The organism is Pseudomonas sp. (genome assembly GCF_050739775.1).
In the GTDB taxonomy this organism is placed as follows: domain Bacteria; phylum Pseudomonadota; class Gammaproteobacteria; order Pseudomonadales; family Pseudomonadaceae; genus Aquipseudomonas.
The window spans coordinates 19,411-42,708 of sequence record NZ_JBOICA010000020.1 but is presented as its reverse complement, the minus strand read 5'-3'; the positions used below and the strand labels follow the sequence as shown (position 1 = coordinate 42,708).

The following is a 23,298-nucleotide window of genomic DNA, read 5'->3' as shown; positions in this document are numbered from 1 at the left end:
CTTTCTTGCTGATGAAACCACTCAGATAGGGCGGCTACCGTACTTGTTGTCCGGTTTCTTGGGCGGATCGGCAACCACATTGGCCTCCACTTCCTGCACCTTGCCACCACGGGAGAGGAACTCTTCCATGGCCTTGGCCAGTGCATCACGCTCCTTCTGCTTGGCTTCCATACTCGGCATCTCGTCTACCGAGACAGCGGCCGACTTCTTGCCTTTAGCTACGGGTGCCGGGCTATCGTCGCCACTGTCGTCAGCCACATCATCGGCTGCCGCTTCGAGGCCTTCATCACCTTCGTCTTCGTCGCCTACTTCGAGGTCGTCATTTTCCAGATCGTCGTCGCTCATGTTCTACCTCATGACTTGCGAAAAGCAGATTAGTTATAGACCAGCAGCGCCGAGAATCGACAGCCACCGGAAAAAATTCAAAGGGTCGCGGGTTTGCCGCCACCTCGGGTGCGCACCCAAAAGCCTGGTGAGCACCGTGCAGGTCCCGCTCTTGGCAGGACCTGACGAAATTAAAGAGCTGCCGACAGTAAATCCGTCGGCCTACCCTGGCGTGATCAGCCTGCTCATTGGCAAGCCTAGCAAAGGCTAACGAAGTTTGCGGACAGCTTGTCAGCTCCCTTCGGCGCGCATTCTAGCGTGCTCAGAGAAAAAGCAAAGTGCCTAACTACCACTCTGCTCTGTAAGTTTTCTGCCTGCATGAGGCCAGCCGAAAAAGCAACGGTAAAAGCGTCCAAAGAAACCGTTTGCGTTCGCTGAAACCGCCAAACTGCAGGCAAAAAAATGCCCGGCAAGCCGGGCAGGTTTTTTCGAGGGGTTACAGGTTGTAGCCACGCTCGTTGTGTTGCGCCAGGTCGAGACCGACCGACTCTTCTTCTTCGTTAACCCGCAGGCCCATGACCAGATCCAGCACCTTGAGAATCACGTAGGTGACGATCGCGGTGTAGATCACGGTAAAGCCAACGCCCTTGGCCTGAATCCAGACTTGCGCGCCGATGTCTTCGACGGTACCGAAGCCACCCAGTGCAGGGGCTGCGAACACGCCAGTGAGGATCGCGCCGACGATACCGCCGATACCGTGTACACCGAAGGCGTCCAGGGAGTCGTCGTAGCCGAGCTTGCGCTTGAGGCTGGTGGCGCAGAAATAGCAAATCACACCCGCTACCAGACCGATCACCAGAGCGCCCATAGGGCCAACAGTGCCCGCAGCCGGGGTGATGGCGACAAGGCCTGCGACCACACCCGAAGCAATGCCCAGAGCGCTTGGTTTGCCATGAGTCAGCCATTCGGCGAACATCCAGCCCAGGGCCGCAGCGGCGGTAGCAATCTGGGTCACCAGCATGGCCATACCCGCAGTACCGTTGGCGGCCGCGGCGGAGCCGGCGTTGAAACCGAACCAGCCGATCCACAGCATGGCCGCACCCATCAGGGTGTAACCGAGGTTGTGCGGCGCCATAGGCGTGGTCGGGAAGCCTTTGCGCTTGCCCAGCACCAAGCAGGCGACAAGACCCGCGATACCGGCGTTGATGTGCACCACAGTGCCGCCAGCGAAGTCGAGTACGCCCCAATCCCACATCAGGCCACCATTGCCGCTCCAGACCATGTGCGCAATCGGTGCGTAGACCAGGGTGAACCAGATAGCCATGAAGATCAGCATCGCCGAGAACTTCATACGCTCGGCAAAGGCACCGACGATCAGCGCCGGGGTAATGATCGCAAAAGTCATCTGGAAGGTGATGAACACCGCTTCGGGGAACAGCGCTGCCGAAGAGGTCAGGCTCGCCGGGGTCACGCCAGCCAGGAAGGCTTTGGACAGGCCACCGACGAAGGAATTGAAGTTGACTACACCTTGCTCCATACCGGTGGTATCGAACGCCAGGCTATAACCGTAAACCACCCACAGAACGCTGATCAGGCCGGTGATCGCAAAGCACTGCATCATCACCGACAGCACGTTCTTGGAACGCACCATACCGCCGTAGAACAGGGCCAGACCGGGGATGGTCATGAACAGCACCAAGGCTGTGGCGGTCAACATCCAGGCAGTGTCGCCGGAGTTGAGCACGGGGGCTGCCTCCTCGGCCAGGGCCAAGCCGGGCATTACGAGGGACAAAAGGGCTCCTAGCCCTGCGAATTGACGCAGAGTCATGTTGTTATCTCCTGGGGCGTTGGGGTTTGGTGAGGCTTTTTTTTAGATCGCGTCGGTATCGGTTTCGCCGGTACGGATGCGAATCGCCTGCTCCAGATTGACCACGAAAATCTTCCCGTCACCGATCTTGCCGGTGTTGGCGGCCTTGGTGATCGCTTCGATGACCCGGTCCAGATCCTTGTCGTCGATGGCGACGTCGATTTTCACCTTGGGCAGGAAATCAACCACATACTCAGCACCGCGATACAGCTCGGTGTGGCCCTTCTGCCGACCGAAGCCTTTGACCTCAGTGACAGTAATACCCTGCACGCCGATTTCAGACAGCGACTCGCGCACGTCGTCCAACTTGAACGGCTTGATGATGGCAGTGACTAGCTTCATGAAACTCTCTCCCGAATTGGTGGACTTGCCCCAGGAAAACAAACCCGACTCAAGTCTAAGCGCAGCGCCTGGCTTTGTAACGCGTCGTCGACCGAAACAGCTTGATGCTCCGCCTGCACCCCGCCTCGTCACGGTGACTGCATCAGTGCATGGTCACTAAGGTCTTAGCAGAAACCTTGCCAGATCCGCTAAATCGTCCAATTACAGGTACTTGCGTTAGTCAGTGCTCATTGGCCAGTCGTCAGCACCGTCTGACTGCACAATTACAGTGCGCAACGATTCACTGCAATGCGCAAAAAGCGTGCAGCTCAAGGTCAGCAAAGCTGCGTGCTACACTGTCGCCCCACTTGGATACAGCGGATAGCCGAACATGCTCGCGCCCAAAGCCTTTCTCGATGCCCTGAGCGACCAAGCCTCGCGCCTGTTCAGCGGCGACACCTCGCAACCCCGCGCTGAACTCGAAAGCCAGTTCAAGGCCCTGCTGCAAAGCGGCTTCAGCAAGCTGGAACTGGTCAGCCGGGAAGAATTCGACAGCCAGATGGTGGTATTGGCCCGCACCCGCGCCCGTCTTGAAGCGCTGGAAGCCAAGGTTGCGCAAATGGAAGCACGCCTGAATCCGCCAGCGGCGGAGTAAAACGACTAAACCACCCCCGGTGGGCGGGCTTGCCCGCGATTGCAGACTGTCAGACACATCGCATCGCGGGGCAAGCCCGCTCCCACCGGTACGGCTCCTTGGCCTGTAAAAGCCAGACTCACTCTTTCCCGCCTTTGCCCACTTCACCCCACTATCCTTGCAAAGCCGCAGGACGCGGCCCCGCATCGATCATGGAGTGTTCATGTCCCTCGCCCTTGTCCACAGCCGCGCTCAGGTCGGTGTATCAGCCCCGGCTGTCAGTGTCGAAGCTCATCTGGCCAACGGCCTGCCGGCGCTGACCCTGGTTGGCTTGCCTGAAGCCACAGTCAAGGAAAGTAAAGACCGGGTGCGCAGCGCGATCCTCAATTCGGGCCTGGAGTTCCCCGCCCGGCGCATCACCCTCAACCTCGCCCCGGCAGACTTGCCCAAAGATGGCGGACGCTTCGATCTGGCGATTGCCTTGGGGATTCTGGCCGCCAATGGCCAGTTCCCGGTCACTGCTCTGGGCGAACTGGAATGCCTGGGAGAACTGGCACTATCCGGCGCCATACGCCCGGTACAAGGTGTGCTACCGGCAGCCCTGGCAGCCAGAGCAGCCGGCCGAGCCCTGGTAGTCCCTCAAGAGAATGCCGAGGAAGCCTGCCTGGCATCCGGTTTGGTGGTGTACGCGGTCGGGCATCTGCTGGAGCTGGTGGCCCATCTCAACGGGCAGACACCGCTCAACCCCTACGCCGCCAATGGCTTGCTGCTGCAGGTCCGTCCGTATCCCGATCTGAATGAAGTCCAAGGCCAGCAAGCTGCCAAACGCGCGCTGCTGGTCGCTGCCGCCGGGGCGCACAACCTGCTGTTCAGCGGCCCACCGGGCACCGGCAAAACCCTGCTCGCCAGCCGTCTGCCCGGGCTCTTGCCGCCACTGGACGAACGTGAGGCCCTGGAAGTGGCGGCGATTCAATCAGTGGCCAGCCATGTGCCGTTGAGCAGTTGGCCGCAGCGACCGTTCCGGCATCCTCATCACTCGGCGTCCGGGGCTGCGTTGGTGGGTGGCGGCAGCCGCCCGCAGCCCGGCGAGATCACCCTCGCCCATCACGGTGTGCTGTTTCTCGATGAATTGCCGGAGTTTGAACGGCGGGTGCTGGAAGTGCTGCGCGAACCATTGGAGTCCGGTGAAATCGTCATCGCCCGAGCCAAGGACAAGATCCGCTTTCCGGCACGCTTCCAGCTGGTCGCGGCGATGAATCCCTGCCCCTGTGGATATCTCGGCGACCCCAGCGGACGCTGTCGCTGTGGCAGCGATCAGATCCAGCGCTACCGCAACAAGCTCTCCGGCCCCTTGCTCGACCGCATCGACTTGCACCTGACCGTTGCCCGCGAAGCCACGGCCCTGTCCCCGGTTGCAGGCAATGGCGAAAGCAGCGCCAGCATCGCGGCGCACGTCGCTAGCGCCCGGGAGCTTCAGCAACAGCGTCAGGGATGCGCCAATGCCTTTCTCGACCTGCCGGGCCTGCGCCAGCACTGCGCGTTATCCACAGCCGACCAGCACTGGCTGGAAAGCGCCTGTGAACGCCTCAGCCTGTCCCTGCGCGCTGCACATCGCCTGTTGAAGGTAGCCCGTACTCTGGCTGATCTTGAGCAAGCCAGACACATTGACCGCCCCCATCTTGCCGAAGCATTGCAGTACCGGCCGACAACTACAGCGTGAGCAATTATTTCAATCTTGAAATATACAGTTCCCGATATTTTATTAATGCACTCACGCAATGGCAAGCGCCCTTCATCGACTTGCTTCGCTGATAACGACCACTATAATAGTGATGAATTTCACAACGCGCGTAATGTTTGATGATCTACAATTTTCGACTTAAAAACAGCGACCTTGTGGAGTTTAATTCCGAGCACTGCAAGATTACTATCAGCAAAAACCAAGGTGCGCCAGAGGAATTAACACTGGCGCGCGCAGAGTCGCGAATACTCGAACTTCTGCTGATGGAACCCGGCGCGATCTGTTCGCGCGAAGCGATTCTGGAGTTCGCCTGGGATGACCGTGTCGTCTCGGCAGGCAGCCTCAACCAATCCATCTTCATGCTCAGAAACATCCTCGGCGATGGCAAGGATCACGAGATAGTGATCACCGTGCCGCGACGCGGCTATCGCTTCAACAGTGACCAGGTGGTCGGCCACTCCGAGGCCGCATCGGCGCCTGTAGCGGAACCGCTGGAGACAAGTACGCCAAGCGCCATTGCCCCCGCAGCCTCGCCTGACAGTCGGCAAGGCATTGGAACGGCGGTGCGCTGCGGATACCTGGCTGCGGCGGTATTGGCTGGCTTGTCCATCTGGCGCCTGATTGCCTGGTATGAGCCCATCAGTGAATTGCATATTGCAGTTATCCAACAAGGTGAACTTTCAATTTCAGCAGTCGGCAAAAGCGAGCACGATGTAAACAAGCTCAAGACCGACGTAGCAAATTTAAATTTCCCCACTGAAAACATTAAAGGCCAGGTTTTTATAAGCCGCAAGGGATCGCGCATGAACATGTCCTGCATCCGCACAACAGGACGCACTTACAACTTTGAATTTCAGCACCAGGATAAGCAACTCATCGATATGTTAAAAAAATGTGTGGGTGCATAATGAAAAACGATCGAGCCGCATGGCGCCACGGGTTGATTATTGCCATTATTTTTCTGGCATGCCTGGTAATGCTTTTGATCACACTGCCGCGCCCCTATATTAACAGCCAGCCTTATCGAACAGAGGGGCGAAACTTCATAGCACACGAAGTCATGGAGTCCAAGGAAGCGCTGACGATCAGTGAACCCAGTGCTGTCATTAGTGTACTTGAGCGCCTGGGCGATAAAGAGCGGCATGTTGCCGTCGGCGCCTCGCTCGTTGATACCTCGCGCTGGCGAGTAAAAATCAAGGTTGAAGATATCCAGGCCAGTAGCCAGACAGAACTGTTCGACGTCAGCCGTCATTCCGATCTGTTGTTTGCTCGCCAGTACTTCAGGCTCGGCTCCATTCTCAGCCTGGTCATCATCCCGACCGATAACGATGCGCTGTGCTACTACTTCCTTGAGCTTGACCGGATGCGCTGCATGAGCAATTGATGGCGGACCGCGGCGCACGGCGCGTGAACCGCCGCGACGGCCACAAATAACAATTTTTGATTCCTGTTTTCCCCTCCTGCGGCCCTAGAGTGGGGATAAGTCGGTCACCCTTGACGTGACGTCACCAGGAATCTCCATGCCTTTTAAAAAGCTTTTGCCGCTGTTGCTCTCGATGAGCCTGTTTGGTTGTTCGCTGGCGCCAAGCATCGACACCGCGATAACCCCGGAACAACAAAAAACCAACGCGCCCCTGCATGTTATCGAACACGATGACGCTACTGTTGCCTGGAAGAAATCAGATGCGCCTTTGTCAAAAAACCATGACAAAGCCATTTTCATCAACTTGCCGAAAAGCATTTCTTTCGACAGTACCGATCCGCGCCTTGCCAGGTTTAATGGCGATGCAGACAAACTGCGCCAGCACTTCCGAAGCCAGTTGGTAAAACAACTGACCGCCGGCGGTTATCGCCTGGTCGACAAACCCACCAAGGGGGCGCTGTCACTGCAAGTATCGGTTGCCGATATTGAACGCAAACCGCGTGACCCTAATGTCACCGAATACATTCCGATCGGCATGCTGGTTGGCCTCTCCCTGCACGCCACTGGCGTACGCGATGAAACCCTTTATCTGTTCTTGCGCAGTGATATCAGCGACAGCCTGAGCGGTGAAACCCTTGCCCGCGCCGTCGACCGGGCCAGTGGCCGGAATATCGGACAAGACAAGGCACCTGTGGTCGAGGACATTTACCCGGCCATGGATACCGCCGCGCAGATGATCCGTGAACGCCTGGACAGAGAGTTCCTGCCCAAGAAACCGGCTTGATCAGCCCCTTCTCCCATTAACCAAACTCCATTGGACGAACGATGAACTTCGCAAAACAGCTTGCAGCCGCCCTCCTTGTACTCAGTTCTGTGAACGCCGTGGCAGATGACCGTGGCCTCTATCTGGGCGGCGGCCTGACCAGGGTGGAAACCGATGAGCACCAGCTCAGTGACGACGACAACGCCTACAAGGCCTTTGTCGGCTACCGGCTGAATCCGTATCTGGCAGTGGAAGGCGCCTGGGTAGACCTGGGCAACTTCAGCGGCAAGGACGGCGACTTCGAAGGCCATTCGCTACAGGCCGCCGCGCATTTCGGCATTCCGCTCGGTCAACGCGTGCGCCTGTTCGCCAGCGCCGGCGTGCATGCCTGGGATGCGGACAACGATATCGCCGGCGATAGCAGCGACCTGGACATGACCTACGGCCTCGGTGTCGAGCTGGACGTATTACGCAACATCGGTGTACGTCTGGAGCAGGAAGTGCTGAAAGTTGGCGATATCGATCTGGACCAGACCAGCGCCAGCGTCTACGTGATGTTCTGACCCCACGCGCCAGTAGTAATTGCCGCCAACCTGCTCTTTACTAGCAACATCCCAGCGTCGTGAGACAGGTATGTTCGCCTTTGCCCAGAGTTATCCGCTGCTGATCGGCATTACCCTGATCGCGCTCGATCTTCTGCTCTGGCAGGTGATCCCAATCACGCGGCGCCCCTTGCGCATCGGTTTGCGGCTGGGTGTATTCCTGCTGTTCACCTGGGTGCTGATCAGTGCTGGGGTCAGCCCGCTGCAAGCCGCGCCCTGGGTCGAGGATGTACCGCGCAATTTGCTGGCGACAGTGCTGGGGATCGGTTGGTGGCTGTTCGCGGCGCGGACAATTACGGTAGTGATGGGGGTCGTTCTGGGGTCACGCAGCGGCCACACCGGGCGACTGCTGCAGGATGTGCTGGGTGCGGTGATCTTCCTAGTCGCTATTGTTGCCGCGGCCGCGTATGTCCTGCAATTGCCGGTCAAAGGCCTGCTGGCGACGTCCGGGGTGATGGCAATCGTCATTGGTCTGGCACTGCAGAGTACGCTCAGCGATGTGTTCTCCGGTATTGTCCTCAACACCACCCGTCCCTACCAGATCGGCGACTCGATTAACATCGACGGCACCGAAGGCAAGGTGATCGATATCGACTGGCGCGCCACCCGCCTGCTCACCGGCAACGGCAGCATGGCGGTGATCCCTAACTCGGTGGCGGCCAAGGCCAAACTGCTCAACTTTAGCCAGCCCAGCGATGTACACGGTGTGTCGATCAGCGTCGTGGTTCCCGCCAAGATACGCCCTCGGCGTGTTCTCGATGCACTGGAAAAAACCTTGCAGGGCACCCGCTTGCTGCTGAGCGCGCCCCCGCCCAAGGTAACAATCAAGAGTTCGACCCTCGAATCGGTCGAGTACGAGGCCACCGGCTTCGTCAGCGCCATGAGCCAGAAAACCGATGTGCGCAATCACATGTTCGACCTTGCCCACCGCCACCTGGAGGCTACCGGCGTGGTCTGGAATGCCGACACGCTGACGTCGCAGGCCTGGAATCGCCAACGCGCACTGTTGGAGGATGTGCGTATCTTCCGCTCGCTGAGCAGCGAGGAAAAAGACAACCTCAGCCAGCGCATGACCTCGGTGGAGTACCTGGCTGACCAAGTGATTCTAGGGGTTGGGGATAACTCGGAGTATCTGCTGGTGATCGGCACTGGCGTGGTGTCTGCAGGCATCCGCGACGGCGACAAGCTGATCGAAGCCGGGCGCATGGGGCCAGGCGAGATTCTAGGCCTTGAAGGTTTGCTCGACGCCGACGACTCCACCGCCGAATTCCGCACCCTCACCAGTTGCCTGCTATACCGCATCGACAAGGCCCAAGTGCGCAGCTGCCTGGAACAACGTGGAGAGATCAAGACCGCGCTGATCAAAATGCAACGCATCCGCCAGCAAACCCGGCAGTCGTTGCTGGAGCAGAAACCGGCAGCCATCAAGAAAGGCGGCTTTCTCAGCTGGCTGCACAAGTAGCGGTTACAGCACCACGCGCAAACATTGCCCGGCGTGATACAGCGAAAACCCGGTTTCGTAGAAGCCGGTGCGCAGCGCCGGGGCCGATACCGGTTTCATTGGCGAGAACGGAATCGGCAATGCATCCGGGTTGTCGTGCAGCAGGAACTGGGCAAAGGCTTTGCCGATCACCGTGCCGGTGGTGTTGCCACGGCCGTTGTAGCCGGTCACCGCAACCAGTCCCGGGGCCGGCTCGAACAGGCGCATCAGGTGATCAGGGGTGAAGTCGATGCAGCCGGTCCAGTGCATTTGCCACTCGACTTTGCCCAGCTGCGGGAAGTAGTGATTCTGGATGCGGTCGGCCCAGCTGCGGATGAACCAGCTCGGCTTGTTGTCGACACGCCCCAGGCTACCGAGCAGCAAGCGGCCTTCATCATCACGACGAATGCTGCTCAACACCGTGCGGGTATCCCAGGAGCCCTGACCGTGCTTGAGTACATTGTCGGCGGCTTCGCCTTGCAGTGGCACTGACGCGACTTGATAGTAGTAACCGCGGAAGAAGTGTTTCTGCAGGGTGGTCCAGTCGCCTTCGGTGTAAGCGCCGGTAGAGATCACTACCTTGTCGGCACTGACCGAGCCTTGGCCGGTCTTCACCCGCCAACCGCGGCCTTCACGCTCCAGGCCCTCGACGGCTGACTGCTGGAAGATCTGCCCACCCAGGCGGGTGACAGCTGCGGCCAGGCCTTGGGTGTAGGCCATGGGGTTGATAGTGCCAGCGCGGCGATCAAGCAGCGCTGCGGAAATCTTGTCGGTACCGCAATACTCCTCGCAGCGTGCGCCGGTGAGCAGTTCGACGTCGGCACCACGACGGCTCCACTGCTGATGACGCGCTTCGAGGTCGGCAACGCCAGTGGCGTTATGAGCCATGTGCAGGGTACCGGTGTTGTGTGCCTGGCAGTCGATACCCAAGCGTTTGATGGTGGCGAATACTTCAGCGGGGGCTTCGCCCAGCACTTTGTTCAGGCGGCTGCCTTGCTGTAGGCCAAGGGTGGCTTCGACGTCGTCGGGACGAATCCAGGTACCGGCGTTGACCAGCCCGACGTTGCGCCCGGAGCCGCCGTGGCCGATTGTCCAGGCCTCCAGCAGGACGACCGATTTGCCCGCCTCCAGCAGGTGCAGCGCAGCGCTCAGCCCAGTGATACCGCCGCCAATGACACAGACATCGGCCTTGAGTTCGGTGGCCAGTTTATCGACCGGTGTAGCGAGCCTGGTTACGTGTTCCCACAGACATTGTTGGCGCAGCTCTGGCATGGCCGGCTTCCTTCTTTGTTCTTGTTATTCGCGGGGCAAGCCCGCTCCCACCGGAATCTCTGTGGGAGCGGGCTTGCCCCGCGATGGCGCTGATCAGTCGAACACAATCCCCTGAGCCAACGGCAGCTCACGCGAATAGTTCACCGTGTTGGTCTGCCGACGCATGTAGGCTTTCCAGGAATCGGAACCCGACTCGCGGCCGCCACCGGTTTCTTTTTCGCCACCGAAAGCACCACCAATTTCCGCACCGCTGGTGCCGATATTGACGTTGGCGATACCGCAGTCACTGCCCGAAGCACTCTGGAAACGCTCAGCTTCACGCAGGTCAGTGGTGAAGATGCACGAGGACAGGCCTTGTGGCACTTCGTTGTTCAGACGCAGGGCCTCTTCGAAGTCGTCATAGGCCAGCACGTAGAGGATCGGCGCGAACGTCTCGTGACGCACCACAGCGCTCTGCGCCGGCATCTCGGCAATGGCTGGCGACACGTAGTAAGCGTTCGGGTACTGCTCCTGCAGCTGGCGCTCACCGCCGAACACCTGACCGCCTTCGTCGCGGGCACGGGCCAGGGCGTCCTGCATGGCGCTGAAGGACTGCTTGTCGATCAGCGGACCGACCAGGTTGTCTTTGCGTGGATCACCGATACGCACCTTGGCGTAAGCGGCTTTGACCCGCGCCACCACCTCGTCCTTGATCGAACGGTGCACGATCAGGCGGCGCAGGGTGGTGCAACGCTGGCCGGCAGTACCGACGGCGCTGAACAGGATGCCGCGCACGGCCAGGTCCAGATCGGCGCTCGGCGCCAGGATCATGGCATTGTTGCCACCCAGTTCAAGGATGCTGCGACCAAAGCGTGCGGCAACCCGCGGACCGACTTCACGGCCCATGCGGGTGCTGCCGGTGGCGCTGACCAGCGGCACGCGCGGGTCATCGACCAGGGCTTCACCGGCTTCGCGATCACCGATGATCAGCTGGCTGAGGCCTTCTGGTGCATCACCAAAGGCTTTCAGGGCTTTCTCGAACAGCGCCTGGCAGGCCAGGGCGGTCAGCGGCGTCTTCTCCGATGGCTTCCAGACCACGGCGTTGCCGCAGACCAACGCCAGCGAAGTGTTCCAGGCCCAGACCGCGACCGGGAAGTTGAAGGCGCTGATGACCCCGACCACACCCAGCGGGTGCCAGGTTTCACGCATGTGGTGACCAGGACGCTCGGAGGCGATGGTCAGGCCGTACAGCTGGCGCGAGAGGCCAACGGCAAAGTCGCAGATGTCGATCATTTCCTGCACTTCACCCAGGCCTTCCTGGGTGATCTTGCCGGCTTCGACGGAAACCAGCTCACCCAGATCGGCCTTGTACTCGCGCAGTACTTCGCCGAACAGACGAATCAACTCACCACGACGCGGCGCCGGAACGTTGCGCCAGGCCTGGAACGCCTGCTCGGCCTTGTCGATTTTGGCCACGACCTGGGCTTTGCTTTCCAGGTGTACCGAGGCAATCGCGCTGCCATCGATAGGGGTGTGAACGGGATGGTTGCCACGGGTGTAGGCATTGGCCGGGACACCAAGGCGGTCAAGCAGTCCATCAACCATTTTCTTCTCCTGCATGCGATGAGTGGTTGAATTAGTGATCAGGATCAGTATTAATCCGATCACTCTGGCGCAACAAACGACCTTTATTCTGCATATCATTCCGCCAGGTAATGATCTACCCGCTTAGAGACCACTATGTCCAAACGTCTGGTGCCATCGATGGCCGCCCTGCAGTGTTTCGAGGCTGCCGCCCGGCACCTGAGCTTCACCCGTGCTGCCGAAGAACTGCACCTGACCCAGAGCGCGGTGAGCAAACAGGTCGCACAACTTGAGGAGATGCTTCGCCATCATCTGTTCTTGCGCATCCGCCGACGCCTGCAGCTGACACCAGCTGGCGCGCTTTACCTGGCCGAGGTCAACAAGATCCTCACCCAGGTCGACATGTCCAGCCGCTACATCCTCTCTTATGGCGAGCAAACTGAAGTATTGAAGGTAGCCACTCAACCGAGTTTTGGCGTGCGCTGGTTGATTCCGCACCTAAAAGGCTTCGGCAAGCGCCACCCGAACATCCACCTGGATATCCGCAATGAGATGGAGCCCTTCGCCTTGCTGCAGGGCAAGGCCGACGTGGTGTTCTTCTTCGGCCAGGGCACCTGGCCGGGGGCGACCTGCGTCGAACTGTTCGGCGAAGAGGTGGTGCCGGTCTGTGCGCCGGAGCTGTTGCAGGACCGCACCGTGCAAGACGCCAGCGAGCTGGCCGAGCTGGTGCTGCTGCAAAGCACCTCGCGCCCGGAGGCCTGGCATGAATGGTTCCTCGAACAAGGTCTGCATTCGGTCCACAGCTACCACGGTCCGCGCTTCGACACTTTCTATATGAGCCTGAGCGCAGCGCAATCCGGTTGCGGCGTGGCCCTGGTGCCGCGTTACCTGGTGGCTCAGGAGCTGGCCGAAGGCAAATTGGTCGTACCCTGGCAGCACAGCATGCGCAGCAATGGCTCGCATTTTCTGGCGTTTGCCGAACATGCGGCGGAAGTGCCCAAGGTCCGTGCGCTGGTCGACTGGATCGCCGCCGAGCTGGCGCCAAAAGATCAAGAAACCACGGAATGACTGATCGACTTTTTTTCGCTTGCGGGAGCACTGCATTCCTCGCTTTCATGTAGGGGTGCCCACTTCACCAGGAAGCTTTCGATGCCCGCTCAAGATTTCGTCAGCCCGGACAGCATTCGCGCGCAGTTCTCCGCCGCCATGTCGCTCATGTACAAACAGGAGGTGCCGCTGTATGGCACCCTGCTGTCGCTGGTGAGCGAAATCAACCAGCAGGTCATGGCCCAGCAGCCAGAAGTGGCCCAGGCCCTGCGCTGGACCGGTGAGATCGAGCGCCTGGATCAGGAGCGTCACGGCGCTATCCGCGTCGGCAGCGCTGAAGAACTGGCTACCATCGCCCGCCTGTTCGCCGTCATGGGCATGCAACCGGTGGGCTACTACGACCTCAGCTCGGCAGGCGTACCGGTGCACTCCACCGCCTTTCGCGCCGTTCACGAACAATCGCTGCACATCAGTCCGTTCCGGGTCTTCACCTCGTTGTTGCGCCTGGAGCTGATTGATAACCCGGCCTTGCGTGAACTGTCCCGGCAGCTCCTCGCCAAGCGGCAGATCTTCACCCCGCGCGCTCTGGAGCTAATCCAACAGTTCGAGCGTGATGGCGGCCTGAACACCGACGATGCCAGCACCTTTGTTGACGAGGCCCTGCACACTTTCCGCTGGCACCACGACGCCACGGTGACTGCCGAGCAGTATCAACAGCTGCACGACCAACACCGCCTGATTGCCGATGTGGTGGCCTTCAAGGGCCCGCATATCAACCACCTGACCCCGCGCACCCTGGACATCGATGCAATCCAGTTGGGCATGCCGGCCAAGGGCATTCCACCCAAGGCGGTGATTGAAGGCCCACCACCGCGTCGCTGCCCGATCCTGCTGCGCCAGACCAGCTTCAAGGCCCTGCAGGAAAAGGTCGCATTCAGCGATCAACAAGGCGCTGCGGGCGGCAGTCACACCGCACGCTTCGGCGAGATCGAACAGCGTGGCGCAGCGCTGACGCCCAAGGGGCGTCAACTCTATGACCAACTGCTCGACGCCGCCCGCGCGGCGCTGGGTGGGGTGCCGGCAGAAGCCAATGCCGAGCGCTACATGGCGCTGCTCAAAGACAGTTTCCAGGCGTTCCCGGATGATCTCGCGCAGATGCGTGAGCAAGGCCTGGCGTACTTCCGCTACTTTCCGACCGAACGCGGCCTGGCTGCACGCGCTGACGCAGGGCGCCCGACTGCGCTGGATGACCTGATCGACGCCGGGCATGTGCATTTCGAAGCGCTGGTGTATGAAGACTTCCTGCCGGTCAGCGCTGCGGGGATCTTCCAGTCCAACCTGGGTGATGAGGCGCAGAGCGAGTACGGCAGCAATGCCAATCGCAATGCCTTTGAACAGGCGCTGGGCAAGTCGGTGCAGGATGAACTGGCGCTGTATGCGCAGAGTCAGCAGCGGTCGTTGCAGGCGTGTGCCAAGGCGCTGGATTTGCCAGGGCTATAAGGGCCTCTTCGCGGGCTTGCTCCGCGATGGCTATCTGAGGACTTGCACCTTCGGCAGGTCCATCGCATCAGCCTCGCCCTGCAAAAAATCACTCAATCGACGCAACCGCTCACCACCTGGACGAGTTTTCGGCCATACCAGGTAATAGTCCAGGCCGCTGGCCACAGCGGTCGGCCAAGGCAGGCTCAAACGCCCCTGGGCGACATCTTCGGCCACCATCAACAAATCGCCCATGGACACACCATAACCCCGTGCGGCAGCGATCATGCCCAACTCCAGGGTATCGAACACCTGACCGCCCTTGAGCGAGACCTTGTCGGTCAGCCCCATGCGCGCCAGCCAACTGCGCCAGTCACGCTTGTCCGGTGTCGGGTGCAAAAGTTCGATACCGGCCAGATGCTTGGCGTCCCAAGGCCCTTCATCCAGCAGATCGGGCGCCCCCACCGGGATCAGCAGTTCGGAAAACAACCGCGCCACTTCCCAGTCCGGCGGAAAGTGGCCATCCCCAAGCAGTACCGCGCAGTCGAAGGGCTCATGGTTGAAATCGACATGATCGACATCCATCCAGGCACTGGTCAGTTGCACTTCATTGCCCGGCTGCAGATGACGAAAGCGGCTGAGCCGCGCCAGCAACCAGCGCATGGTCAGCGTCGAGGGCGCTTTCATGCGCAGGATGTCATCCTCGCTGCGTAGCGTATTGCAGGCGCGCTCCAGTGCGGCAAAGCCCTCACGTACGCCCGGCAGTAACAACCGGGCTGCTTCGCTCAGCTGCAGGCTACGGCCATTGCGCACGAACAAACGGCAGGCGAAATGCTCTTCCAGCGTACGAATATGGCGGCTGACAGCGCTCTGGGTGATCGATAACTCATCCCCGGCGCGCGTAAAGGAGCTGTGCCTGGCAGCAGCTTCGAAGGCACGCAAGGCGTATAACGGTGGTAAACGACGGGACATGGACGAATCTTCCGCGTTGGTCCAAGGCAATGCACAGCATCATACTGATATGAGTTTTAATCATGCCAATGATCGTTTTTATCCTTTTGTGCAAATCCGCATAAAAGATGAGAATTTCAGGCTTTCCCCAAGCAATATCAGAAAAGGACGATTCAATGCAGGCCGCACCCACTCATGAACTCAAGGCCCTGTTGCGCCTGGCCGGTCCCCTGATCGCCTCGCAGCTGGCCCACATGCTGATGGTGCTGACCGACACCCTGATGATGGCCCGCATCAGCCCCCAGGCCCTGGCTGGTGGTGGACTGGGTGCGGCCAGTTATTCGTTCGTGTCGATTTTCTGCCTGGGGGTGATTGCTGCAGTCGGCACGCTGGTGGCGATTCGCAAGGGTGCCGGCGATATCGCCGGCGCTACTCGCCTGACCCAGGCCGGACTGTGGCTGGCCTGGGTTATGGCCCTGGTAGCGGCGCTGGCGCTGTGGAACCTGGAACCGGTGCTATTGCTGCTCGGCCAGAGCCCTGACAACGTCGAGGCAGCCGCCCAGTTCCTGCTGTTGCTGCCCTTCGCCCTGCCCGGCTACCTGAGCTTCATGGCCCTGCGTGGCTTTACCAGCGCCATCGGCCGTTCAACACCGGTGATGGTCATCAGCCTGGTCGGCACCGTGGCCAACTTCCTGCTCAACTATGCGCTGATTGAAGGCATGTTTGGCTTGCCGAAACTGGGCCTGGTCGGCATCGGCCTGGTCACCGCCGTCGTTGCCAACTGCATGGCGGTGGCCATGGCCCTGTACATCCGCTGGCACCCGGCTTATGCCCCCTATCCGATCAGCAAGGGACTAAGCCGCCCTTCATGGCCGGCCCTGCGTGAACTCTGGCGCCTGGGTCTGCCTATTGGCGGGACGTATACCGTGGAAGTCGGCCTGTTCGCCTTTGCCGCGCTGTGCATGGGCGTACTCGGCAGCACTGAACTTGCGGCCCACCAGATCGCCCTGCAGATCGTTTCGACCGCGTTCATGATCCCGGCAGGGCTGTCCTATGCGGTGACCATGCGCGTCGGGCTCTACTACGGCGCTGACAATTTGCTCGGGGCGCGGCATGCCGGACGGGTCGGGATCGGATTTGGCGCAACGATGATGTTGATGTTCGCCATCCTGTTCTGGCTGCTGCCGGACCCGCTGGTGGGGCTGTTCCTTGACCACGGCGACCCGGCCTTTGCCGACATCATCCAGCTGGCCGTGAGCCTGTTGATGGTCGCGGCCTGGTTCGAGCTGTTTGACGGCGTGCAGACCATCGCCATGGGCTCGATCCGCGGCCTCAAGGATGCCAAGACCACCTTCCTGGTCGGCCTGTTCTGCTATTGGGTAATCGGCGCCCCGGCTGCCTGGTTGCTGGCCTTCACCTTGGGTCTGGGGGCGGTTGGCGTCTGGTGGGGCCTGGCGCTTGGCCTGGCCTGTGCGGCGGTGACCCTGACGCTGGCGTTCGAGTGGCGGATGAAGCGGATGTTGGGGCGATCCAACGGTGCGAACAAGGCCGCAGCTACAATGACCTAAGATAAATCCCACAGGTGTTACAAGGCCATTGACTGCTGCGCCGAACCACACAGCAAAAATTCCATCAACTCATCAATCGGCAACGGCCGGCTGATCAGAAAACCCTGCACCTGGTCGCAATTGAAGCTGCGCAACAGGTCCATCTGCTCCGGGGTCTCCACACCTTCGGCCACGACCTCAAGGTTGAGGTTGTGCGCCAGGTTGATCATGGCGTGAACCAGCTTGCGGTTCTCTTCACGCTTCTCCATTCCGCCGACAAAGCTGCGATCGACCTTGAGCAAGGTGATCGGCAGGCTGTTGAGGTGGACAAAGGACGAAAAGCCGGTGCCAAAGTCATCGAGGGAAAAGCGCACACCCAGACGGCCAAGGGCGTCCATGGTCTGCTCGACCAGGTCGTTGCGGCGCATCACCGCCGTTTCGGTGAGCTCGAACTCCAACCAACGCGCATCGACGCCATGCTCGATAATCAGCCGGCTCAAGGTGGCCAGCAACTGACTGTCCTGAAACTGGCGAAACGACAGGTTCACCGCCATGTGCAGTGGCGCCAGACCCTGTTCACGTAACGCCTGCATATCGCGCAAGGCCCGGGAAATTACCCAGTAACCCAAGGGCACGATCAGCCCGCTCTGCTCGGCCAGGGGAACGAATTCGCTGGGCGGCAACAATCCACGTTCGGCGTGACGCCAGCGCACCAGCGCCTCCAGACCGACAATGTGCCCATCGGCCATGTTCAGCCGTGGCTGGTAGTGCAACTCCAGCTCGTCGCGACGCAGGGCGCGGCGTAGCTCGCTTTCCAGATCGGCGAGGCTGCGCGCGTTGCGGTTGATCCGTTCGTTGAAGACATGAAAGGTGCAGCCTTGGATGCCCTTAGCCTGTTGCATGGCAATGTGCGCGTGCCACATCAGCGGGTCCGCACCGCCTTGGGCGCGGGCATGGGCAACGCCCAGGCTGCAGCCAAGCAACAGGCTCTCGCCGTCGATCCAGTAGGGTTCGGCCAGGGCCTCGGTAATACGTTCGGCCATCCATTCGGCGCGTTGTGGCTCACGGCGCGTGTCGATCAGCAGGGCAAACTCATCGCTGCCCAGACGGGCCACCTGATCGCCGGCTTCAAGCTGGCTTTTCAGGCGCCCGACCACTTGCAGGATCAAGCGATCACCGGCCTGATGGCCAAGCGCGTCGTTGGCACGGCGAAAGTTGTCCAGGTCCAGGTGACCAAGGGCTACCCCACGCCCTTCGTTGTCGGCCAGGCGTGCGGCCAGCAGGGTCTGGAAGCCCTGGCGGTTGGCGATGCCGGTCAGCGGATCCTGTTCGGCCAGGCGCTGCAGGGTGGCCTCCAGCACACCGCGCTCACGCACATGGCGCAGGCTGCGGCGCAAGGTATCGGGGCCGAGCTGGTCAAGTACCAGCCAGTCGCTGACGCCTGGCGGGGGCACCTGCGGCTCATGCTCAAGCAACAACACCATCGGCAAAATGCATCGCCCGGGCGCCGGCTGCAGCTGTGGAGTGGCCAGCACCAATGCGTTGCGATCATTGGCAAACAGGCTGTCGACAGCTTCCCAGTTCGGTGCGGTCAACATCACCGCACTGCCCGCCAGCGGCATCAGGCAGTCACGCAAGACAGCAGCCCATTCGGGCTCGTCAGCCAGCAAGAGCAAACGCAAGGGTTCGACAGGCGTAGACAAGCTGGCTCCTTAGGACGTGGACACAGTCAAATGACAATGGGCAGCGAGAGGCTCATCCTAAACCATTAGTGAAAATGATTTTCACTTGAAGTCGGGCCATTCCATTGCCGACATCCCGCAGGTTGCGCCACGCATCCTGCGGGAAAGTATCAAAAGCGGCAAATTTAGATCGCGTGCTACGTCACACTGTCAGACGGTCGCGGCAGAATCTTTCCACCCCTGCTAAAATGCGCGGCTATTTTTCAGGCGACCCCGGTTTTCGTCATGTCCCGACTCAATCCCCGGCAACAAGAAGCCGTGAACTACGTCGGCGGCCCTCTTTTGGTGCTCGCCGGTGCCGGTTCCGGCAAAACCAGCGTGATCACCCGCAAGATCGCGCACCTGATCCAGAATTGCGGCATCCGTGCGCAGTACATCGTGGCCATGACCTTCACCAACAAGGCCGCACGGGAGATGAAAGAGCGGGTCGGCACCCTGCTGCGCAAAGGCGAGGGGCGCGGCCTGACCGTGTCGACCTTCCACAACCTGGGCCTGAACATCATCCGCAAGGAGCATGAACGGCTGGGCTACAAGCCGGGCTTCTCGATCTTTGACGAGACCGACGTCAAGGCCCTGATGACCGACATCATGCAGAAGGAATACTCGGGCGACGACGGTGTCGACGAGATCAAGAACATGATCGGCGCCTGGAAAAACGACCTGATCCTGCCGCCCGAGGCCCTGGAAAAGGCACGCAACCCCAAGGAGCAGACCGCCGCCATCGTCTACGCCCACTACCAGCGCACGCTCAAGGCGTTCAACGCGGTGGACTTCGACGACCTGATCCTGCTGCCGGTGAAGCTGTTCGAGGAACACGCCGACATCCTGGAAAAATGGCAGAACAAGGTGCGCTACCTGCTGGTGGACGAATACCAGGACACCAACGCCAGCCAGTATTTGCTGGTGAAAATGCTGATCGGCACGCGCAACCAGTTCACCGTGGTCGGCGACGACGACCAGTCGATCTACGCCTGGCGTGGCGCGCGGCCGGAAAACCTGATGCTGCTCAAAGACGACTACCCATCACTGAAGGTGGTGATGCTCGAGCAGAACTACCGTTCCACCAGCCGCATCCTGCGCTGCGCCAACGTGCTGATCTCGAACAACCCGCATGCGTTCGAGAAGCAACTGTGGAGCGAGATGGGCCATGGTGACGAGATCCGAGTGATCCGCTGCAAGAACGAGGAGTCCGAGGCCGAACGGGTGGCCATGGAAATCCTCAGCCTGCACCTGCGTACCGACCGGCCTTACAGCGATTTCGCGATCCTGTACCGCGGCAACTACCAGGCCAAGCTGATCGAACTGAAACTGCAGCACCATCAGGTGCCGTACCGCCTGTCCGGCGGCAACAGCTTCTTCGGACGCCAGGAAGTGAAAGACCTGATGGCTTACTTCCGCCTGCTGGTAAATCCGGACGACGACAACGCCTACCTGCGCGTGATCAACGTACCGCGCCGTGAAATCGGCTCGACCACCCTGGAAAAGCTCGGCAACTACGCCACCGAGCGCAAGATCTCGATGTACGCCGCCAGCGAGGAGCTGGGCCTCGGCGAGCATTTGGACAGCCGCTTCACCGACCGTCTGCAGCGCTTCAAGCGCTGGATGGACAAGGTCCGCGAGCAGGTTGCCCTGGAAGATCCGATTGCGGCCCTGCGTGGCATGGTCACCGACATCGACTACGAGAACTGGATTCGCACCAACAGCTCCAGCGACAAGGCCGCGGACTTTCGCATGGGCAACGTCTGGTTCCTGATCGAGGCGTTGAAAAACACCCTGGAGAAGGACGAAGACGATGGCATGACCATCGAGGAAGCCATCGGCAAGCTGGTCCTGCGTGACATGCTCGAACGTCAGCAGGAAGAAGAAGACGGTGCCGAGGGCGTGCAGATGATGACCCTGCATGCCTCCAAGGGCCTGGAATTCCCCTACGTGTTCATCATGGGCATGGAGGAAGAGATTCTTCCCCACCGCTCCAGCATCGAAGCCGACACCATCGAAGAGGAACGGCGCCTTGCCTACGTGGGCATTACCCGCGCACGCCAGACCCTGGCCTTCACCTTTGCGGCCAAGCGCAAGCAGTACGGCGAGATCATCGATTGCGCGCCGAGCCGCTTCCTTGACGAGCTGCCCGACGATGACCTGGCCTGGGAAGGCCTGGACGATGCACCCACCGAAGTGAAGGCGGCGCGCGGCAATAATGCACTGGCCGATATCCGCGCCATGCTCAAACGTTAGATAATCAACCTTTGCTGCGGCGCACTGCCGTAGCCACTCTTGCTACATCGAGGAAATACCACAGTGGAAGCACTGCACCAGAAGATTCGCGAAGAAGGCATTGTGCTTTCCGATCAGGTTCTCAAAGTCGATGCGTTTCTCAACCATCAGATCGACCCTGCGCTGATGCAACTGATTGGCGACGAGTTCGCCCGGCTGTACGCCGACTCTGGCGTCACCAAGATCGTCACCATCGAGGCCTCGGGTATTGCCCCGGCGGTGATGACCGGCCTGAAGCTGGGTGTCCCGGTGATTTTCGCGCGTAAGCACCAGTCGCTGACCCTGACTGAGAACCTGCTGACCGCCTCGGTGTACTCCTTCACCAAGCAGACCGAAAACACCGTGGCGATCTCCCCACGCCACCTCAACAGCAGCGACCGCGTGCTGGTGATCGACGACTTCCTGGCCAACGGCAAAGCCTCCCAGGCGCTGATCTCGATCATCAAGCAAGCGGGTGCCACCGTTGCCGGCCTGGGTATCGTCATCGAGAAGTCGTTCCAGGGCGGTCGTGCCGAACTGGACAGCCAGGGCTACCGCGTTGAATCGCTGGCTCGGGTCAAGTCGCTGACCGATGGTGTGGTTACCTTCATCGAGTAAGCCGAACCGGTCTCATCGCCGGCAAGGCCGGACTCCTACAGTGGTTCAGGGTGAACACCATACCCGTAGGAGCCGGCCTTGCCGGCGATTGGCCCTCAAGTGCCCGCTGTAGCCTGCAACCCCGCCAGCAACAGCCGCTGATACAGCTCCTCCTTCAGCCCCTGCGGCTGCGCCAGCCCCATGCGCGCCAGCTGTTGTGGATAAGCCTCGGGCGCTGGTGCGTCCAGCGCTGCCTTGCCCAGCTCCAGCACCTCAGTCAACTTGAACTTGCTCTTGAGCCAGCTCAGTGCCCGCAATAAATCGCGCTCCTCATCCACCTCTCTCACCTCAGAGCTTACCTCCAGCCATAGACACAAGCGGGCTTGCCCCGCGATTGCGAGCTGTCAGTCACATCGCATCGCGGGGCAAGCCCCCACAGAGGCCCAAAAACAACAAAGCCCGCACATGGCGGGCTTTGTTGGAGAAGCGCAGGCTTACAGGCCGGACATCTTCTTGATGGCACCCATCAGGTCGTCATCCGAGCAGTCCGCGCAGGTGCCTTTAGGCGGCATGGCGTTGAGCCCGGTGATGGCCTTGGCGAGGATACCGTCCAGGCCACCCTGGTGGTCGGCACGCTGTTTCCAGGCGGCAGTGTCACCGATCTTCGGCGCGCCGAGCAGGCCAGTGCCGTGGCAAGCGTTGCAGTGCTTGGCGATGATTTCATCCGGGGTCTTGGCTCCGCCGCCGCCCGCGGAGGCAGCCACTTCCATTCCCTTGCATTCCTGACCTTGTACACACACCTGGCCGACCGGTTCCAGTCGCTTGGCGATGTCGTCGTTGGTCGCAGCTTGTGCGCTGACTGCCCAAAGGGCCAATACGGCAGCTGGTACGGCCAGCATTTTCTTGATTAGATTCACACGTACACCCTCATGGTGGCTAGTCGCGCCCGCGGCCACGGTTTCGCAGGCGGCGCAAGTATAACGGGAACCCTGCCATACCGAAACAACCCTAGTGTCCAAAGGGTCTTAGCCGCGACAATCCGCCGCGCGCCGTACGCCTTAGAAGTTGGCCGGGGTCGCCGCGCTGATCAGCCGAGCCGGCTCATCGTATGGATTACGGAAACGGTGCGGCTTGGTACTTTCAAAATAGTAGCTGTCGCCCGCTTCGAGGATAAAAGTTTCCAGCCCGACCACCAGTTCCAGGCGCCCTTCGAGGAGAATGCCGGTCTCTTCACCGTCGTGGGTAAGCATCTCTTCACCGGTATCGGCACCCGGTGGGTAGACCTCGTTGAGAAAAGCGATCGCCCGGCTCGGATGCGCCTTGCCGACCAGCTTCATGGTCACCGCACCGTCGGAGATATCGATCAGCTCATGGGCCTTGTAGACGATTTGTGTGGGGTTCTCCGGCTGCAGTTCTTCGGAGAAGAACTCGACCATGGACATCGGAATACCGCCCAGCACTTTGCGCAGCGAGCTGATTGAGGGGCTGACGCTGTTCTTCTCGATCATCGAGATCGTGCTGTTAGTGACGCCCGCGCGTTTGGCGAGTTCACGCTGGGACAGGCCCTTGAGCTTGCGAATGGCTTGCAGTCGTTCACCGACGTCCAATGCTGGAGCCCTCCTAAACGAACGAGTGGAGTCGAAATTGAACGTTATCATCGCAACAGCGTTCAGTATTTACAACACTTCGACC

The 23,298-nt window shown here is 60.3% G+C and carries 22 protein-coding genes and 1 pseudogene; 13 read left to right on the top strand and 10 right to left on the bottom strand.

The features are described 5' to 3' along the window. Positions 1-21 precede the first annotated feature (21 nt). The 3 genes from sutA to glnK form a co-directional block, all read right to left on the bottom strand. Positions 22-345: a transcriptional regulator SutA gene (sutA, locus tag ACRESH_RS12430; RefSeq protein ID WP_431742275.1), complete on the bottom strand. Its 324-nt coding sequence runs from the start codon at positions 343-345 to the stop codon at positions 22-24. Between the two features lie 475 nt (positions 346-820). Next, positions 821-2,152, bottom strand: a complete 1,332-nt coding sequence (locus ACRESH_RS12425; protein WP_010221118.1) for an ammonium transporter — start codon at positions 2,150-2,152, stop codon at positions 821-823. A 42-nt stretch (positions 2,153-2,194) separates the two neighbouring features. After that, positions 2,195-2,533: a P-II family nitrogen regulator gene (gene glnK / locus ACRESH_RS12420; RefSeq protein WP_002555808.1), complete on the bottom strand. Its 339-nt coding sequence runs from the start codon at positions 2,531-2,533 to the stop codon at positions 2,195-2,197. Positions 2,534-2,903: 370 nt separating this feature from the next. Between glnK and ACRESH_RS12415 the strand changes: the two genes are divergently transcribed. The 7 genes from ACRESH_RS12415 (at position 2,904) to ACRESH_RS12385 (ending at position 9,137) form a co-directional block, all read left to right on the top strand. After that, the gene (locus tag ACRESH_RS12415) at positions 2,904-3,167 is read left to right on the top strand and encodes an accessory factor UbiK family protein (protein ID WP_431742274.1); all 264 of its coding nucleotides are present in this window, start codon (positions 2,904-2,906) and stop codon (positions 3,165-3,167) included. Positions 3,168-3,369: 202 nt separating this feature from the next. Beyond that, positions 3,370-4,866 (top strand): YifB family Mg chelatase-like AAA ATPase, encoded by a 1,497-nt coding sequence (locus ACRESH_RS12410; protein ID WP_431742273.1) that lies wholly within the window; start codon positions 3,370-3,372, stop codon positions 4,864-4,866. 140 nt (positions 4,867-5,006) lie between these two features. Continuing rightward, positions 5,007-5,795, top strand: a complete 789-nt coding sequence (locus ACRESH_RS12405; protein WP_431742272.1) for a winged helix-turn-helix domain-containing protein — start codon at positions 5,007-5,009, stop codon at positions 5,793-5,795. Continuing rightward, the gene (locus ACRESH_RS12400; RefSeq protein ID WP_431742271.1) at positions 5,795-6,271 is read left to right on the top strand and encodes a hypothetical protein; all 477 of its coding nucleotides are present in this window, start codon (positions 5,795-5,797) and stop codon (positions 6,269-6,271) included. Before ACRESH_RS12405 ends, ACRESH_RS12400 begins: the two co-directional genes overlap by 1 nt. Positions 6,272-6,407: 136 nt before the next feature. Beyond that, positions 6,408-7,094: a DUF3313 family protein gene (locus ACRESH_RS12395; protein WP_431742270.1), complete on the top strand. Its 687-nt coding sequence runs from the start codon at positions 6,408-6,410 to the stop codon at positions 7,092-7,094. A 41-nt stretch (positions 7,095-7,135) separates the two neighbouring features. Further along, positions 7,136-7,636 (top strand): outer membrane beta-barrel protein, encoded by a 501-nt coding sequence (locus ACRESH_RS12390; RefSeq protein ID WP_431742269.1) that lies wholly within the window; start codon positions 7,136-7,138, stop codon positions 7,634-7,636. 70 nt (positions 7,637-7,706) lie between these two features. Beyond that, the gene (locus ACRESH_RS12385; RefSeq protein ID WP_431742268.1) at positions 7,707-9,137 is read left to right on the top strand and encodes a mechanosensitive ion channel domain-containing protein; all 1,431 of its coding nucleotides are present in this window, start codon (positions 7,707-7,709) and stop codon (positions 9,135-9,137) included. A gap of 3 nt (positions 9,138-9,140) precedes the next feature. Here ACRESH_RS12385 and amaA read toward each other — a convergent pair whose 3' ends face one another. Together amaA and amaB are read right to left on the bottom strand one after the other, a co-directional pair. Next, complete coding sequence (amaA, locus tag ACRESH_RS12380) at positions 9,141-10,427, bottom strand: L-pipecolate oxidase (RefSeq protein ID WP_431742267.1); 1,287 nt, start codon at positions 10,425-10,427, stop codon at positions 9,141-9,143. 93 nt (positions 10,428-10,520) lie between these two features. After that, the gene (amaB, locus tag ACRESH_RS12375) at positions 10,521-12,011 is read right to left on the bottom strand and encodes an L-piperidine-6-carboxylate dehydrogenase (RefSeq protein WP_431742266.1); all 1,491 of its coding nucleotides are present in this window, start codon (positions 12,009-12,011) and stop codon (positions 10,521-10,523) included. A gap of 135 nt (positions 12,012-12,146) precedes the next feature. Here amaB and ACRESH_RS12370 point away from each other — a divergent pair, with 135 nt between their 5' ends. Both ACRESH_RS12370 and hglS read left to right on the top strand, forming a co-directional pair. Further along, a complete protein-coding gene (locus tag ACRESH_RS12370; RefSeq protein WP_431742265.1) occupies positions 12,147-13,058 on the top strand; it encodes a LysR family transcriptional regulator in 912 nt (303 codons plus the stop codon). Positions 13,059-13,139: 81 nt separating this feature from the next. Further along, positions 13,140-14,537, top strand: coding sequence for a 2-oxoadipate dioxygenase/decarboxylase HglS (gene hglS / locus ACRESH_RS12365; RefSeq protein ID WP_431742264.1), 1,398 nt, complete (start codon positions 13,140-13,142; stop codon positions 14,535-14,537). Between the two features lie 30 nt (positions 14,538-14,567). Here hglS and ACRESH_RS12360 read toward each other — a convergent pair whose 3' ends face one another. Continuing rightward, entirely contained in the window at positions 14,568-15,488 is a 921-nt protein-coding gene (locus ACRESH_RS12360; RefSeq protein ID WP_431742263.1) for a LysR substrate-binding domain-containing protein, read from the bottom strand. Here ACRESH_RS12360 and ACRESH_RS12355 point away from each other — a divergent pair. Both ACRESH_RS12355 and ACRESH_RS12350 read left to right on the top strand, forming a co-directional pair. After that, positions 15,487-15,666: a hypothetical protein gene (locus ACRESH_RS12355; protein WP_431742262.1), complete on the top strand. Its 180-nt coding sequence runs from the start codon at positions 15,487-15,489 to the stop codon at positions 15,664-15,666. The two genes, ACRESH_RS12360 and ACRESH_RS12355, sit on opposite strands and share 2 nt — an antisense overlap. Next, entirely contained in the window at positions 15,644-17,035 is a 1,392-nt protein-coding gene (locus ACRESH_RS12350; RefSeq protein WP_431742261.1) for a NorM family multidrug efflux MATE transporter, read from the top strand. Before ACRESH_RS12355 ends, ACRESH_RS12350 begins: the two co-directional genes overlap by 23 nt. A gap of 17 nt (positions 17,036-17,052) precedes the next feature. Here ACRESH_RS12350 and ACRESH_RS12345 read toward each other — a convergent pair whose 3' ends face one another. Further along, on the bottom strand, positions 17,053-18,717 hold the full coding sequence (locus ACRESH_RS12345; protein WP_431742260.1) for a putative bifunctional diguanylate cyclase/phosphodiesterase: 1,665 nt from the start codon (positions 18,715-18,717) through the stop codon (positions 17,053-17,055). A gap of 264 nt (positions 18,718-18,981) precedes the next feature. Here ACRESH_RS12345 and rep point away from each other — a divergent pair, with 264 nt between their 5' ends. Next, positions 18,982-20,991 (top strand): DNA helicase Rep, encoded by a 2,010-nt coding sequence (gene rep, locus ACRESH_RS12340; RefSeq protein ID WP_431742259.1) that lies wholly within the window; start codon positions 18,982-18,984, stop codon positions 20,989-20,991. A 63-nt stretch (positions 20,992-21,054) separates the two neighbouring features. Continuing rightward, on the top strand, positions 21,055-21,627 hold the full coding sequence (locus ACRESH_RS12335) for a xanthine phosphoribosyltransferase (protein ID WP_431742258.1): 573 nt from the start codon (positions 21,055-21,057) through the stop codon (positions 21,625-21,627). Positions 21,628-21,722: 95 nt separating this feature from the next. Here ACRESH_RS12335 and ACRESH_RS12330 read toward each other — a convergent pair. The 3 genes and pseudogenes from ACRESH_RS12330 to ACRESH_RS12320 all read right to left on the bottom strand — a co-directional run. Next, positions 21,723-21,938 (bottom strand): annotated as a pseudogene (locus ACRESH_RS12330) (acetyl-CoA hydrolase); the annotation flags it as partial. Between the two features lie 162 nt (positions 21,939-22,100). Continuing rightward, positions 22,101-22,523, bottom strand: coding sequence for a c-type cytochrome (locus ACRESH_RS12325; RefSeq protein WP_431742257.1), 423 nt, complete (start codon positions 22,521-22,523; stop codon positions 22,101-22,103). 141 nt (positions 22,524-22,664) lie between these two features. Further along, positions 22,665-23,213 (bottom strand): cupin domain-containing protein, encoded by a 549-nt coding sequence (locus ACRESH_RS12320; protein ID WP_028942437.1) that lies wholly within the window; start codon positions 23,211-23,213, stop codon positions 22,665-22,667. Between the last annotated feature and the right edge of the window lie 85 nt (positions 23,214-23,298).